The sequence below is a fragment of the Magnetospirillum sp. genome (assembly GCA_027532905.1).
Taxonomy (GTDB): domain Bacteria; phylum Pseudomonadota; class Alphaproteobacteria; order CACIAM-22H2; family CACIAM-22H2; genus Tagaea.
In genome coordinates, this window is record JAPZUA010000001.1 from 554,165 (window position 1) to 568,312 (window position 14,148).

A 14,148-nucleotide genomic window follows, 5' to 3' on the forward strand; every position below is an offset into this window, starting at 1 on the left:
TCTAACCCTCGCGGCTGCCGGGGATCACGGTCAGGGCCGGGCGGCCGACATCGAGGCCGATCTTGTCGAGGTCGAGATTGGCGAGCCACGGGCGTTCCACGCTGGGCGTGCCGAACAGATAGCCCTGCAGCAGTTTGACACCCTTGCGCGCGAGGTGCTGGGCTTCCTGCACGCTTTCGACGCACTCGGCCACGGTTTCGAGCCCGAAGCCGTCGGCAAGGCCCAAGAGCGTGCGGATGAAAAGCTGGTTGTCGACGTTGCTGGCCACGCCGCGCACGAAGCTGCCGTCAATCTTGACGCTGTCGACCGCGATGGCTTTCAGGTTGCGGAAGCTCGTGTAGCCCGCACCGAAATCGTCGAGCGACACACGGCAGCCGAGTTCGCGCACTTGCGCCACGAACTTCGCCGTCTCGTCGATGTCCTGGATCGCCACCGTCTCGGTGATCTCGACCGTCAGGCGCTTGGCAAGGTCGGGGCGCGTCTTGAGCGTGCCCGAAAGGGCGCGCAGCCACGACGGATCGCCCGCCGTGAGGCCCGAGATGTTGATGGCAAGCTTCACGTCGGGCCAGCGCATCAATTCGCTCATCGCCATTTCCAGCACGCGCCGGTCGAGCAGGCGCATGAGGCCCGTCTGTTCGACGACGGGGATGAAAGAGCCTGCCGGTGCAATCGTGCCGTCCATGCGCTGCAACCGAATGAGGCACTCGTAATGGTCCACGACATGCGTCGTGGCGTCGACGATCGGCTGGAAGGCGAAGATCAGGCGCTCGTCTTTGAGGGCCGCCTGCACGTCTGACGAAATCGCCACGAGCCGCTGGTGCAGTTCGCGCTGTGCCGGGCTTGCCGAGAAAATCGCATAGCGATTGCGGCCCGCACGCTTGGCCTCGTGCAATGCGGATTCCGCGCGCGCCATCACCTCGACGGCCGAAGGACCTTGTTCAAGGAACAGCACGGCACCGGCGGACGCCGTCACATGCAACGGCCCGTCCGGCGTTTCGATGGGCGCACTGCGCACGGCCGTGAGCAAGCGGTCGGCGGCAAGGCCGATCTCTGATTCGGGGCACTGGGCGAGGACAAGGCCGAAACGGTCGCCGCCGGCCCGCCCGATCGTGTCAGACGCGCGCAGACTGCGCTCGAGGCGCTGGCCGATGCCGACCAGGAGTGCGTCCGCCGTCGCCCAGCCGAACGCATCGTTGATCGCGGAAAGATTGTCCACACCGATCAGCAGGAAAGCGCCGGGTGCTTTGTAGCGCACGGCATATTCGATCGCGTGGTCGAGCGATTCGCGCAAACGCGAAGCGTTGAAATGGCCGGTCAGCGGATCGTAGTTGGCGAGATATTCGAGGCGCGCTTCCTTTTCCTTGCGCGTCGTGATCGCGCGCAGCGTGCCGACGAGGCGCAAGGGCTTGCCGTCTTCGGCGAAGGTCGCGCGCCCACGATCGTGCACCCAGATCAAAGCGCCGCCGTCGCCGCGAATGCGGTAGTCGAGATCGTAGGCAATGCGGTCGACGAAATGCGCCGACAGCGCCTTCAGCCGCTGCGGCAGATCTTCGGCATAGACGCGGCTCTGGAATATCTGGCCCGATTCCGGAAAATCGGCACGGCCACCGAACACGTTGTCGGCCCGGCCGTGCCAGGCGATCGTGTCCGCCGCAAGGTCCCACGCATAGGCGGCATCGCCCGCAGCGTCGAGGGCCGAAGCCGCGAAGTCGGATGGCTCGCTTGTCATCACGCGACCCGCAGCAAGGCCGCCGACAGCATCTCGGCCATCCGGTCGATCTGCGGCTTCTCGACGATCAGGGGTGGCGACAAAGCGACGATGTCGCCCGTGGTGCGGATCAGCAGACCCGCTTCGAAGCAATCGACGAGCACGTCGTAGGCGCGGGTTCCCGGTGCGCCCGCGCGCGGCTCAAGCTCGATGCCGGCGACCAAACCCATATTACGGATATCGACGACATGACGCGTGCCTTTAAGCGCATGCATCGTCGCTTCCCAATAGGGGGCAAGCTCGGCTGCGCGCGCAAACAGACCCTCGTCGCGATAGACGTCGAGCGTGGCGATGCCGGCCGCACACGCAAGCGGATGGCCCGAATAGGTGTAGCCGTGGAAAAACTCGATCGTATTCTCGGGCCCGTTCATGAACGCGTCGTAGATCGCCTTGGTCGCGAACACGGCCCCCATGGGTACTGCCGCGTTGGTAATACCCTTGGCGACCGTCATGAGATCCGGCATCACGGCAAAGCGCTCGGCCGCAAACGCCGTACCCAAGCGGCCAAAGCCCGTGATGACTTCGTCGAAGATCAGCAAAATGCCGTGCTTGTTGCAGATCGCGCGCAGCTTCTCGAGATAGCCCTTGGGCGGGATCAGCACGCCGGTCGAGCCTGCGACCGGTTCGACGATCACGGCCGCGACGGTCGAAGGATCGTGCAGAGCGAGAATGGATTCGAGCCGGTCGGCGAGCTCGGCGCCATGCTCGGGCTGGCCCTTCGAATAGGCGTTGCGCGCCGGATCGTGCGTGTGCGGCAGATGGTCGACATAGGGCAGTTGCAGCCCGAACTGCTTGCGGTTGGGCGCAATGCCGCCGACCGAAATGCCGCCGAACCCAACGCCGTGATAGCCGCGCTCGCGGCCGATGAAGCGCACGCGCTGGGCCTCGCCGCGCGCACGATGGTAGGCGAGTGCGATTTTGAGCGCGGTATCGACCGACTCCGAGCCCGAATTCGTGAAAAAGACCTGGTTGAGATCGCCCGGCAGCATCGCCTGCAGGCGGGCCGCAAACTCGAACGACAGCGGATGGCCCATCTGGAAGCCGGGGGCAAAATCCATCGTCGCGGCCTGTTTCTGGATCGCTTCGACGATCGATTTGCGGCCGTGGCCGGCATTCACGCACCACAGGCCAGCCGTCCCGTCCAAAACCTGGCGATTGTCGGGCGTGTAGTAGTACATGCCCTCGGCGCGCGACAGCAGGCGCGGCTTGCGCTTGAATTGCCGGTTGGCCGTGAACGGCATCCACAAAGCTTCGAGATTGTTGGGATCGACCGGCAAGGAAGCGGCAGACATCGCTTGTACTCTCCTGGTATGGCCGATGGCGGGACCAACGGGCCAAGCCAACCCTAAATCCGTCTGAGCCCCAATTGTAAGAGCTAAATCTAATGGAAAATTGACGTTTCTGCATAGTGAGAATTTGGCAATAATTTTAGTTTAATTGAATATTCCGCTTGCTTTCGATTTGCTTCTAATTTTAAGATAATTTTATGGTCGCCGCCCCCAATCTTGTCTTGCTGCCGCCGCCCAGCGCTCGCCAAAGCGACGGGCCGCGCATCGATGATTCCGCCCAACGCCGCAAAACTGCGCCCAACAACGACAATAATGCGGGCTTCACCGACAATTTTGCGGCGTCTGCTGCCGGCGCCGAGAGTTTTGCGTCGCGCCAACGGTCGCGGGCACGGAGTTTCGCCGATGAGCTGGTCGGCGAAAGCGGTCGCGCTTCGGGTGCTTTGACCTTCGCGACCCAGCGCATCGCCCAGGAACGGCTGCGCAGCGGCGCTTACGTCGAAAACTGGCGCCAAGCGACGGCCGCCTACGCCCAGACCGCACGCAACGCCGAACAAAATCTTGGCGGCGTGCGCGCCTAGAAATCCGCGCTTCAAACTGCTATCGACACGTCCTGTTCGACGAAAGGACAAGACGATGGCGTTTGCGACGATGTGGGAGTTGCTGCAGAACGGGGCCGACGGCAGCCCGGCTTTGGGTGCGCCCGAAACGACAGCGCTGACCTTCAAGGATCTGCGCGCCCTTGCCGCCGATACGGTGGCCACCCTCAATCGCATGGGTATCGGCCGCAACGACCGCGTTGCGATCGTGTTGCCCAACGGACCGGAGATGGCGGCGGCCTTCTTGTGCGTCGCTGCAGGTGCGACGACAGCGCCCTTGAACCCCGCCTATCGCCAGGAAGAGTTCGAGTTCTACATCGCCGACCTCAAATCCAAGGCCGTGATCGTGCAGACGGGCGACGACACCCCCGCGCGTGCCGCAGCCGCCAAGCTCGGCGTGCCGCTGATCGAGCTTGCACCGCAGCGCGATCGCGGGGCCGGTGCATACACGCTTTCGTCGAGCCTTGCCGGCACGGCCGCCACGCCGGGCTTTGCGGCCGCCGACGATGTCGCCCTCATTCTGCATACCTCGGGCACCACCTCGCGGCCGAAGATCGTGCCGCTGTCGCAGTCGAACATCTGCGCTTCGGCGCGGCATATCGGCGCCACGCTCGACCTCAAGGGCCACGATCGCTGCCTCAACATCATGCCGCTGTTCCACATCCACGGACTTATTGCGGCCGTGCTGTCGTCTTTGGCGGCCGGCGGCCAGACCGTGTGCACGCCGGGCTTCAACGCGCTCAAATTCTTTGCCTGGCTCGATGAGGTCGCCCCCAGCTGGTACACGGCAGTACCCACCATGCACCAGGCGATCCTCACGCGCGCCGAGCGCAACAAGGAAAGCCTTGCCAAAGCCAAGCTCCGCTTCATCCGTTCGTCGTCGGCCTCGCTGCCGCCGCAGGTGATGCAAGCGCTCGAAGAGACTTTCGGCTGCCCCGTCGTCGAAAGCTACGGGATGACCGAAGCCGCCCACCAGATGGCCTCGAACCCGCTGCCGCCGCGCGCGCGCTTTGCGGGCTCGGTCGGCATTGCGGCGGGCCCGGAAGTGCGCGTGATGGACGAAGAGGGCAATCTCCTCGGCCCCAACACGCTCGGCGAAATCGTGATTCGCGGCCCCAACGTAACCAAGGGCTACGAAGCCAACCCCGACGCGAACCTGAAGGGTTTCGCCAACGGCTGGTTCCGCACCGGCGACCAGGGCACGCTCGACGACCAGGGCTATCTGCGCATCACGGGGCGCCTCAAAGAACTCATCAATCGCGGCGGCGAAAAAGTGAGCCCGCTCGAAGTCGACGAGGTGGTGATGGACCATCCGGCCGTGCAGCAGGTCGTAACCTTCGCGATCCCGCACGACAAGCTCGGCGAAGAAGTGGGGGCCGCCATCGTGCTGCGCGAAGGCGAGACCGCGACCGAACGCGACATCCGCGACTTCGCCGCCAAGCGCCTCGCCGACTTCAAAGTGCCGCGCAAGGTCGTGTTCCTCGCCGAAATCCCGAAGGGGGCCACCGGCAAACTGCAACGCATCGGCTTGGCCGAGAAGCTGGGGTTGGGCAAATGAGCCGCGTTCTGATCTTCGGCGCCGGCGCCATCGGCGGCTATATGGGCGTGATGATGGCCAAAGCCGGCGCGCGCGTAACGTTCTTCGCGCGTGGTGCTCACCTTGCGGCCATGAAGGAAAACGGCATCAAGCTGATTTCCGAGGGCACTGAAACCGTGATCAGCGACGCGGTCTTCACCGACGATCCGGTCGAAGCAGGCCCGCAGGATTTTGTCGTGGTCGCCCTCAAGGCGCACGGGCTCATCGCGGCTGCCCCGCAGATCGCCAAGCTTTTGGCGCCCGAGACCGCCATCGTCACGGCGATGAACGGCGTGCCCTACTGGTATTTCTACAAACACGGCGGCCCGCACGACGGGGCGCGCCTCAAATCGGTCGACCCGGACGGCAAGCTTTGGGACACGCTTGCGCCCGAGCGCGCCATCGGCTGCATCGTCTATCCGGCCGCCAACATCCTCGCCCCCGGCGTCATCGAGCACACCTATTCCAACCGCTTTACGCTGGGCGAACCCGACGGCACAAAATCCGCGCGAGCGACCAAGCTCAGCGAGATCATGATCGCAGGCGGCCTAAAAGCGCCCGTGCGCCCAAAGATCCGCGACGACATGTGGGTGAAGCTGTGGGGCAACCTCACTTTCAATCCCGTGTCCGCACTGACGGGTGCCACACTCGACGTGATCACGGGCGATCCCGAGACACGCAGTGTGGCGCGCGCGATGATGCTGGAAGCGCAGGCCGTCGGCGAAGCGCTCGGCATTCGCTTCGGTATCGACGTCGAAAAGCGCATCGACGGGGCAAGTGAAGTAGGGGCGCACAAAACCTCGATGCTGCAGGATCTCGAAGCCAAGAAGCCCATGGAAATCGATGCGCTTCTGGGGGCCGTCGTCGAGATGGGCGATCTTACGGGCCACGCCATGCCGATCTGCCGCGCTGTGCTGGGCCTTGTGCGCCAGCGCGCGCGCGTGGCCGGCGTCTACTAGACCCCGCATCATGGCCGTCGAATCGCCGTGCGTGAATGTCTGCAAGCTCGATGCACACCGCGTGTGCATCGGCTGCGGGCGCAACGTGGCCGAAATCCGCGAGTGGAAAGCGTCGAGCGACGGTGCCAAGCGCCGTATTGTCGAGCGCATTCGGCGCCAGGGTTATCCGCGTCCCGACGCCGTACTGGCGATAACGGAATCGCAATCCTAGCGTCATAAGTTTGCCGCGCTTGAGCGCTACGCCTCGAGGTCTCGACAACAATCGAACCCGGAGTGATTCGCATGCGCAAGATCCTTGCCACCGCTTCCGTCCTCGCGCTGATTTCTGGCGCTGCCCTTGCCGACCAGAAATTTCCGGCGACCCTCGCAGGCCACGCCTTGCTGCCTGCCAACACGATGGTGCCGGCCCCCGCCGACGCGCCGGACATGCTGAAGACGTCCGGCAAATTCGCCGGCCCCGGCAATCTGCGCAATGAGCGCCTCGCGAGCGTGCCCGGCACGACGGGAACGCCCGCCGCAAGCCGCCCGACGGGCCTCTCCTTTCCGTTCCAGGGCCAGCCTGTGCAGGGCTTCTCCGGCATCAAGCGCATCGGCGACGGCAGCTACTGGACGCTCACCGACAACGGCTTCGGCAGCAAAGTGAACTCGCCGGACGCGATGCTGATGTTCCATCGCATCCGTCCCAACTTTCAGACCGGTGCGGTCGAGCGCCTCGAAACGATTTTCCTGCACGACCCCGACAAGTTGCTTCCCTTCCCGATTGCGACCGAGTCGACCGCAAAGCGCTATTTGACCGGAGCCGATCTCGATCTCGAATCGATCCAGCCGATCGGCGACTCGTTCTATTTCGCCGAAGAGTTTGGGCCGCACCTCGTGCGCACCGACCGTCAGGGCAAGGTTACCGGCTTCTGGCCGACCGAACTCGACGGCAAGCCCGTGCGCTCGCCCGACAATGCCTGGAACCGCACGCCGGGCCTGCCGGGCGGGGCGTACGAGTTCAACCTGCCGCGCTCGAAGGGCTACGAAGGCATGGCCGCTTCGCCGGACGGCAAGTTCCTCTACGCGATGCTCGAAGGGCCGGTCTATGCGGACGGCAAACCCGAAATGGTCGACGGGCGCGAGTTCCTGCGCGTGATCGAGTTCGACGTCGCCGCGTCCAAATGGACCGGCCGCAGCTTCCGCTACGTGCTCGAAGCCAACGGCTTGGCCATCGGCGACTTCAACATGATCGACGCCAACCGCGCGCTTGTGATCGAACGCGACAACGGCGAAGGCGATCCGGCGCGCGCGTGCCCGCAGGGGCAAAATGCGCCCACCTGCTTCGCCACGCCTGCACGCCTCAAGCGCGTCTATGTCGTGAGCTTTGAAGGTGTGGCGTCGGGTGCCTCGTTGCGCAAGCTCGGCCATATCGATCTCATGGATATCGCCGATCCGCGCAATCTCGCGCGTCAGGGCGGGGCGAACGGCAAGTTCACCTTCCCGTTCTTCACGATCGAAAACGTGGATGTGGTCGATGCCGAGCACATCGTCGTCGGCAACGACAACAACCTGCCCTTCTCGGCCGGCCGTTCGCTCGACAAGGCCGACGACAACGAAGTGATCCTGCTGCGCGTACCCGAACTGCTGAGCGCGCGCTAAGCCCCTGCCCCTAACGGCTCTCGCGCGGCGTGAAGCTGCGCGCAGAGCCGTACTGGGGCGGCCACGGCATTTTATAGCCCTGCTCGTAGGCGGCGTGGCGCGTCCAGTAGGGATCGTAGAGATGGGCGCGCGCGAGCACGCACAGATCGGCCCGCCCCGCCGCAAGGATCGTGTTGCAGTCCGCCCACGAGGAGATGTTGCCGACCGTCATGGTCGGCACATCGGCCTCGAAGCGCACGCGGTCCGAGAATGGAGTCTGGAACAGGCGCCCATAGACGGGCTTGTCGTCGGCAACCGTCTGGCCCGCCGACACGTCGATGATGTCGGCTCCGTGCGCCTTCAGGCGCTTGGCGATTTCGACGGCGTCTTCGGGCGTATTGCCGCCCTCTTTCCAATCGACCGCCGAGATGCGCACCGATATCGGCCGCTCGGTTGGCCAAACGCTGCGCACCGCATCGAACACTTCGAGCGGGAAGCGTAGGCGGCCGTCGACATCGCCGCCATATTCGTCGGTACGAACATTCGTGAGCGGCGACAAGAAACTCGCCAGCAGATAACCGTGCGCCATGTGCACTTCGACGAGGTCGAAACCCGCTTCGAGCGCGTAGCGTGTGGCTTGGACGAAGTCGGCCTTGACCGCATCCATGTCGGCGCGGTCCATCGCCTTGGGCGTCTGGCTGTCTTTTTTGTACGGCAGAGCGGAAGCCGACAGGAGCGGCCAATTGCCGTCCGGCAAAGGCTGGTCGATGCCCTCCCAGGCCTTGCGCGTCGAGCCCTTGCGGCCCGCATGTGCGAGCTGCACGCCGATCTTGGCCGGCGAGTTTGCGTGCACAAAATCGACCGTGCGCTTCCACGCCGCGACATGTTCGGGCGCATAGAGCCCCGCACAACCCGGCGTGATGCGGCCATCGGCACTCACATCCGTCATCTCGGTCATCACGAGCCCCGCTCCGCCCAAAGCGCGGCTGCCGAGATGTACAAGATGCCAGTCGCCCACGAGCCCGTCGTCGGCCGAATACTGGCACATGGGCGACACGACGATGCGGTTGGGCAGCGTGAGACTGCGCAGTTTCAACGGCACGAACATCGGCGGCGTTTCGGCGGCTGCGCCATGACGGACCGCGAACGCCGCGTCGACTTTAGCGACAAGGCTCGCGTCGCGCAGTTTGAGATTGGCATGCGTGATGCGCATCGAGCGCGTGAGCATCGACATCGCAAAATCGAGCGGTGCGAGCTTGCCTGCGTACCGCTCGGTCTCTTCGAACCATTCGAGGCTCACTTGCGCTGCGCGCTGGATCGCTTCGGTCTGCGGCTTGCGCTCGGCCTCGTAGGCGGCAAGTGCTTGCGGCACGCTTTTGTGGCGCTTGACCGCATCGGCAAGCGCGATCGCGTCTTCCATCGCAAGCTTGGTGCCCGAGCCGATCGAGAAATGCGCGGTGTGCACGGCGTCGCCCATCAGCACGACATTGTCGAACGACCATTTGGCGCAGCGCACGGTCGGGAAGGTGCGCCAGATCGAGCGGTTGGCGACGAGGCGATGGCCGTCGAGCTCTTCGGCGAACAGGTTTTCGCAGAAGGCCAAAGTTTCGGCTTCCGAGGCGACGTCGAGTCCCGCCTTCTTCCAGGTCTCTTCTGTGCACTCGACGATGAAGGTCGAGTTCGTTGCGTCGTATTGGTAGGCATGCACGCGGAATAGGCCCGTCGCATGCGGCTTGAAATGGAACGTGAAGGCCGGATGCGGGCGCGTGGTGCCGAGCCACACGAATTTGTTGCGCCGCCAATCGAGCGTGGGCTGCAAGCGGTCGGCGTATTTCGCGCGAATGCCGGAATTGACGCCGTCGGCGGCCAGGATCAGATCGGCGTCCGGAAAGTCGCTCGGGTCTTTGGCTTCCGTTTCGAACGCGATGCGCACGCCGAGGCTCGCCGCACGGCGCTGCAGGATCTCGAGCAGCTTCTTGCGCGCCATCCCTGAGAAACCATGCCCGGCCGAGGTCACGACAGCGCCGCCGTAATGGATGTCGATGTCCGTCCAGTGCGAAAACGCGCGCGTGATCTCGGCGTAGCTCTCCGGATCGGCGGCGGCGAAATTGCCGAGCGTTTCGTCCGAGAACACGACGCCGAAGCCGAACGTGTCGTCCGGCCGGTTGCGCTCGACGACGAGAATGTCGTGCGACGGATCGGCCTTTTTGGCCAGGATGGCGAAATAGAGCCCCGCCGGTCCGCCGCCGATGCTGACGATTTTCATGGCCTGTAACTCCGGGTCGCTGCGCCTCTAAGGAATTACTTTAGACCTAAAATATCTCCAGCGGAAGCCCCCCGCGCTGCTGCAGCGCCGCAATGCCGTCCCACAGCAGCTTGGCACCCGTCAGCAGCAGGAAGACGTTGCACCAGAAGAAAAACGGCTTTTCAGGCACGCGCGCATGCAGCCAGATGCCGAGCGCCATGCCGAGCGGCGCAAGCGGCAGAAGGACAAGGCTCGTGGCCAGGTTCTCGAACGAAAACAGGCCGAGAAAGATGAACGGCCCGAGCTTCATGGCGTTGATCGCCGCGAAGAACACGACCGTGGTCGCCACGAAGGCGGTTTTGTCGAGCCGCAGCGGCAGCAGATAGACCTGCAAAGGCGGCCCGCCGGCGTTGGCGACGAAGCTCGTCACACCCGAAACGGCCGACCAGAAGATGCCCTTGGGCCAGCTCGGCCCTTGCGCCGGGGCGGCCCGCCCGATCGCCGCCACGATCCAATCGTTGGCGGTGAAGATTACGGCGACAGCGCCGACGATCACGCGCACCCAGGCCTCGTCGAGATGCTCGAAGGCGAGATAGCCGAAGGCCGTGCCGAGCACGGCGCCCAGCATCAGGATCTTCATGTGCCCGCGCGCATATTGGGTGCGGTACTTCCACATGCCGATCGCGTCCATGACCATCAGCAACGGCAGCATTATCGCGGCCGCCTGGGGCACGGGGATTGCGAGCGCCATCAAAGGCACGCCCATCGAGCCCATGCCCGACCCGAAACCGCCTTTGGAGATGCCGACGACCAGGAACGCCGGAATGGCCAGCGCGTAGAAGAACCAGTCGGTCAGCACGAAATCAGACTTTCCAGTCGGGATCTGGCACGGTCTGGAAGACCGAGCGCAAACCCTCGGACCAGCGGCGGCGAATGTCGGAGAGATAGACGTCCTTTTCGTCGAGCCGGCGGCGCACGGCCAAGCGGCATTCGTCGCGCCGCACGATCGCGATGTCGACCGGCAAGCCGACCGACACGTTTGAGCGCAGCGTGGAATCCATCGAGATCAGCGCGCATTTGGCCGCTTCGTTGAGCGTGGTCTTGCCCATCACGACGCGGTCGAGGATGGGCTTGCCGTATTTGGTTTCGCCGATCTGGAAATAGGGCGTTTCGGCCGAGGCTTCGATGAAATTGCCGGCCGAGTAGATCTGGAACAGGCGCAGGCGGCGGCCCTTGAGCTGGCCGCCGAGGATGAGCGAGATCGAAAACTCGCTGCCCTGCTCCTTGAGGCGGTCGGCATCGAGATCGTAGATCTCGCGCACCGCCCGTCCCACGAGCCGTGCCGCCTCAAACATCGAGGGCACGTTGGCAAGCGTCTCGGTGCGGTCTTTGCCCATGCCTTCGGTCAGCAGATTGACGACCGACTGCGAGACCGCGAGATTGCCCGCCGTCAAAAGCACGAGGCAGCGCTCGCCTGGATTTTCCCAGACATGCATCTTGTTGAAGACCGCGACATGGTCCACGCCCGCATGCGTGCGCGAATCCGAACACAGAACGAGCCCGTCTTCGAGCAGCAATCCGACACCGTAGGTCATTGGAGTTTCGCTCCCGCATCGGCGCGCTTTGCGCGCCTGGAAATTTGACGCCTAGAAATCCAGGCCGAAATCTTTGGCGATCGCCTTGCCAATTTCGGCGTTGTTCTCCACGACTTCCGTCAGGAACTCGTGCAGACCCTGCTTGTTGACATTGTCGATCGTCTCGAATCGCAGGCGATTATACATCTGGTCGGCCAGCCGCGCCGACACATAGTCGCGCCCGAACATTTCGCGCAGCTCGTCGAGCAGGCGCGTGAGCTCGCGGAAGCACGAGCGCAGCGAGCGCGGCATATCCTCGCGCAGCACCAGCAATTCGGCCACACGGCGCGGCACGATCGCGTCGCGATAGAGGCGCCGATAGGCCTGGAAGGCCGAGACCGAGCGCAGCAAGGCGCCCCATTGGTAGTAGTCGACCGCCCCACCCACGTCGCGGGTGGAGGGCAGCAGCACGTGGTATTTGACGTCGAGCAGGCGGGCGGTCGCGTCCGCGCGCTCGAGGAAGGTGCCCACGCGCACGAAGCGGTAGGCGGCATCGCGCGTCATCGTGCCGTAGCCCACACCGCGAAAGAGATGGCTGCGCTCCTTGACCCAATCAAAAAACGCACGCAGACCCATCGCCTCGATCTTGGCGTAGTCGAGGGCGCGCATCTCGAGCCAGGTCGCGTTCAGCGCTTCCCACATCTCGGTCGTGATCTGCGTGCGCATCGCGCGCGCGTTTTCGCGCGCGCTCCACAAGGCCGAACGGATCGAGGAGGGATTGTCGGCCGCAAGCGCCAGAAACTCGATCACGTTGCGCGCGTCGATCTTCTTGCCCGTCTCCTTGAAAGGGGCTTCGCAGCCCGCCACCACGAGGGCCGGCTCCCATTGCGTTTGCTGCGAATAGGCGTCGGTCGCGGTCAGCGACATGCGGTAGGAGACGTCGAGCAGGCGCGCCGTGTTTTCGGCGCGCTCCATGTAGCGGGACATCCAGTAGAGCGAGTCGGCGGCGCGCGAAAGCATGGCTATTCCTCCAGCACCCAAGTGTCTTTGGTGCCGCCGCCTTGCGAGGAATTGACGACGAGCGAGCCTGCGCGCAAGGCCACGCGCGTGAGGCCGCCAGGCACGAGTTTTACGTCCTTGCCGACCAGCAGATAGGGCCGGAGATCGACATGGCGCGGCGCCACCCCTTCGTCGACGAAGGTGGGGCAGGTCGACAGCGCCAAAGTGGGCTGGGCGATGTAGTTGTCGGGATTGGCGAGGATGCGCTGGCGGAAATCCTCGATTTCGGCCTTGGTCGATTTGGGGCCCACGAGCATGCCGTAGCCGCCCGAGCCGTGCACTTCCTTGACCACGAGCTCGGGCAGATGCTCGAGGGTATATTTGAGATCGTCTTTGTTGCGCAGCGTGTAGGTCGGCACGTTGGCGAGCTTGGGCTCCTCGCCCAGATAGAAGCGCACCATCTCGGGCACGTACGGATAGACCGATTTGTCGTCGGCAACGCCCGTACCCACCGCATTGGCGAGATTGACGTTGCCGCGGCGATAGGCGTCAAACAGGCCGCGCACGCCAAGCACGCTTTCGGGATTGAAGGCGGCGGGATCGATGAAGGCATCGTCGAGGCGCCGATAGATCGTATCGACGCGCTTGGGGCCGGCGACCGTGCGCATATAGACGAAACCGTCGTCCACGAACATGTCCTGGCCTTCGACGAGTTCCACGCCCATCTGCTCGGCCAGGAACACGTGTTCGAAATAGGCCGAGTTGTAGGCCCCCGGCGTCATCACCACGACGGTGGGCTCGTCTTTGTTCAGGCAGTTTTCCGGCGGCAGCGAGCGCAGCGATTTGAGAAGCTCGTCGGGATAGTGGCCCACGGGGCGCACGCGGTTGTAGCTGAAGAGCTCGGGGAAAAGCCGCATCATCGCTTCGCGGTTTTCGAGCATGTAGGACACGCCCGACGGCGTGCGCGCATTGTCTTCGAGCACGTAGAACTGGTTTTCGGACACGCGCACCACGTCGATGCCCGCGATATGCGTGTAGACATTGCCGGGCAGCGCGACGCCGATCATCTCGGGCCGGTACTGCGAATTGGCGACGACCAGATCCTTCGGGATCTTGCCCGCACGCACGATGTTCATGCCGTGATAGACGTCGTAGAGAAACGCGTTGAGGGCGCGTACGCGCTGCACAAGCCCTTCGGACAAAGCCTGCCACTCGGCACCTGTGATCACGCGCGGAATGAGGTCGAACGGGATCAATCGCTCGGGATCCCCGCCTTCGCCGTAGACCGCGAAGGTGATACCGAGACGGCGGAACAGCAGATCGGCCTCGCGGCGCTTGGCGTCGGTCTGGCTTGCCGGCATGCGCTCGAGCCAACCCGCCAGTTCCGCGTAGGCCGCCCGGACCGTTCCGTCGGCGGCACTCATCTCGTCGAAAGCGGCCCCTGCCGAGGACTGCGTCTGCCTCACCCCATCCTCCTTGGCTTCCCCACCGCTGCAAGCGCTGGTCGCCGCGTATCATGCAACGT

At 64.1% G+C, this 14,148-nt stretch carries 12 protein-coding genes; 5 read left to right on the plus strand and 7 right to left on the minus strand.

The window, feature by feature from the left end; translation table 11 throughout:
• Position 1 precedes the first annotated feature (1 nt).
• Both O9320_02650 and O9320_02655 read right to left on the minus strand, forming a co-directional pair.
• Entirely contained in the window at positions 2–1,729 is a 1,728-nt protein-coding gene (locus O9320_02650) for an EAL domain-containing protein (protein ID MCZ8309723.1), read from the minus strand.
• The gene (locus tag O9320_02655; protein ID MCZ8309724.1) at positions 1,729–3,060 is read right to left on the minus strand and encodes an aspartate aminotransferase family protein; all 1,332 of its coding nucleotides are present in this window, start codon (positions 3,058–3,060) and stop codon (positions 1,729–1,731) included. Before O9320_02655 ends, O9320_02650 begins: the two co-directional genes overlap by 1 nt.
• A gap of 194 nt (positions 3,061–3,254) precedes the next feature.
• Between O9320_02655 and O9320_02660 the strand changes: the two genes are divergently transcribed.
• The 5 genes from O9320_02660 (at position 3,255) to O9320_02680 (ending at position 7,826) form a co-directional block, all read left to right on the plus strand.
• On the plus strand, positions 3,255–3,635 hold the full coding sequence (locus O9320_02660; protein MCZ8309725.1) for a hypothetical protein: 381 nt from the start codon (positions 3,255–3,257) through the stop codon (positions 3,633–3,635).
• A gap of 55 nt (positions 3,636–3,690) precedes the next feature.
• Positions 3,691–5,211: an acyl--CoA ligase gene (locus tag O9320_02665; GenBank protein ID MCZ8309726.1), complete on the plus strand. Its 1,521-nt coding sequence runs from the start codon at positions 3,691–3,693 to the stop codon at positions 5,209–5,211.
• On the plus strand, positions 5,208–6,188 hold the full coding sequence (locus O9320_02670; GenBank protein MCZ8309727.1) for a 2-dehydropantoate 2-reductase: 981 nt from the start codon (positions 5,208–5,210) through the stop codon (positions 6,186–6,188). The genes O9320_02665 and O9320_02670 overlap by 4 nt, the downstream gene beginning before the upstream one ends.
• Before the next feature lie 10 nt (positions 6,189–6,198).
• On the plus strand, positions 6,199–6,399 hold the full coding sequence (locus O9320_02675) for a DUF1289 domain-containing protein (protein ID MCZ8309728.1): 201 nt from the start codon (positions 6,199–6,201) through the stop codon (positions 6,397–6,399).
• A gap of 71 nt (positions 6,400–6,470) precedes the next feature.
• Entirely contained in the window at positions 6,471–7,826 is a 1,356-nt protein-coding gene (locus tag O9320_02680; protein ID MCZ8309729.1) for an esterase-like activity of phytase family protein, read from the plus strand.
• 10 nt (positions 7,827–7,836) lie between these two features.
• Here O9320_02680 and O9320_02685 read toward each other — a convergent pair whose 3' ends face one another.
• The 5 genes from O9320_02685 to O9320_02705 are packed head-to-tail and all read right to left on the minus strand — an operon-like array spanning position 7,837 to position 14,047.
• Complete coding sequence (locus O9320_02685; GenBank protein ID MCZ8309730.1) at positions 7,837–10,071, minus strand: bifunctional salicylyl-CoA 5-hydroxylase/oxidoreductase; 2,235 nt, start codon at positions 10,069–10,071, stop codon at positions 7,837–7,839.
• Positions 10,072–10,117: 46 nt separating this feature from the next.
• Positions 10,118–10,909 carry a sulfite exporter TauE/SafE family protein gene (locus O9320_02690; GenBank protein ID MCZ8309731.1) on the minus strand — a complete coding sequence of 264 codons (792 nt, stop codon included), beginning with the start codon at positions 10,907–10,909 and terminating at the stop codon, positions 10,118–10,120.
• A gap of 4 nt (positions 10,910–10,913) precedes the next feature.
• On the minus strand, positions 10,914–11,645 hold the full coding sequence (locus O9320_02695; GenBank protein MCZ8309732.1) for a peptidase: 732 nt from the start codon (positions 11,643–11,645) through the stop codon (positions 10,914–10,916).
• A 51-nt stretch (positions 11,646–11,696) separates the two neighbouring features.
• The gene (locus O9320_02700; GenBank protein MCZ8309733.1) at positions 11,697–12,644 is read right to left on the minus strand and encodes an alpha-E domain-containing protein; all 948 of its coding nucleotides are present in this window, start codon (positions 12,642–12,644) and stop codon (positions 11,697–11,699) included.
• Between the two features lie 2 nt (positions 12,645–12,646).
• Positions 12,647–14,047: a circularly permuted type 2 ATP-grasp protein gene (locus tag O9320_02705; GenBank protein MCZ8309734.1), complete on the minus strand. Its 1,401-nt coding sequence runs from the start codon at positions 14,045–14,047 to the stop codon at positions 12,647–12,649.
• Positions 14,048–14,148 lie beyond the last annotated feature (101 nt).

Excerpts from the sequence above, each read along its gene's own strand:
- O9320_02650 (MCZ8309723.1), bottom strand. The coding sequence starts at position 1,729 with ATGACAAGCGAGCCATCCGACTTCGCGGCTTCGGCCCTCGACGCTGCG.
- O9320_02655 (MCZ8309724.1), bottom strand. The coding sequence starts at position 3,060 with ATGTCTGCCGCTTCCTTGCCGGTCGATCCCAACAATCTCGAAGCTTTG.
- O9320_02660 (MCZ8309725.1), top strand. The coding sequence starts at position 3,255 with ATGGTCGCCGCCCCCAATCTTGTCTTGCTGCCGCCGCCCAGCGCTCGC.
- O9320_02665 (MCZ8309726.1), top strand. The coding sequence starts at position 3,691 with ATGGCGTTTGCGACGATGTGGGAGTTGCTGCAGAACGGGGCCGACGGC.
- O9320_02670 (MCZ8309727.1), top strand. The coding sequence starts at position 5,208 with ATGAGCCGCGTTCTGATCTTCGGCGCCGGCGCCATCGGCGGCTATATG.
- O9320_02675 (MCZ8309728.1), top strand. The coding sequence starts at position 6,199 with ATGGCCGTCGAATCGCCGTGCGTGAATGTCTGCAAGCTCGATGCACAC.
- O9320_02680 (MCZ8309729.1), top strand. The coding sequence starts at position 6,471 with ATGCGCAAGATCCTTGCCACCGCTTCCGTCCTCGCGCTGATTTCTGGC.
- O9320_02685 (MCZ8309730.1), bottom strand. The coding sequence starts at position 10,071 with ATGAAAATCGTCAGCATCGGCGGCGGACCGGCGGGGCTCTATTTCGCC.
- O9320_02695 (MCZ8309732.1), bottom strand. The coding sequence starts at position 11,645 with ATGACCTACGGTGTCGGATTGCTGCTCGAAGACGGGCTCGTTCTGTGT.
- O9320_02700 (MCZ8309733.1), bottom strand. The coding sequence starts at position 12,644 with ATGCTTTCGCGCGCCGCCGACTCGCTCTACTGGATGTCCCGCTACATG.
- O9320_02705 (MCZ8309734.1), bottom strand. The coding sequence starts at position 14,047 with ATGAGTGCCGCCGACGGAACGGTCCGGGCGGCCTACGCGGAACTGGCG.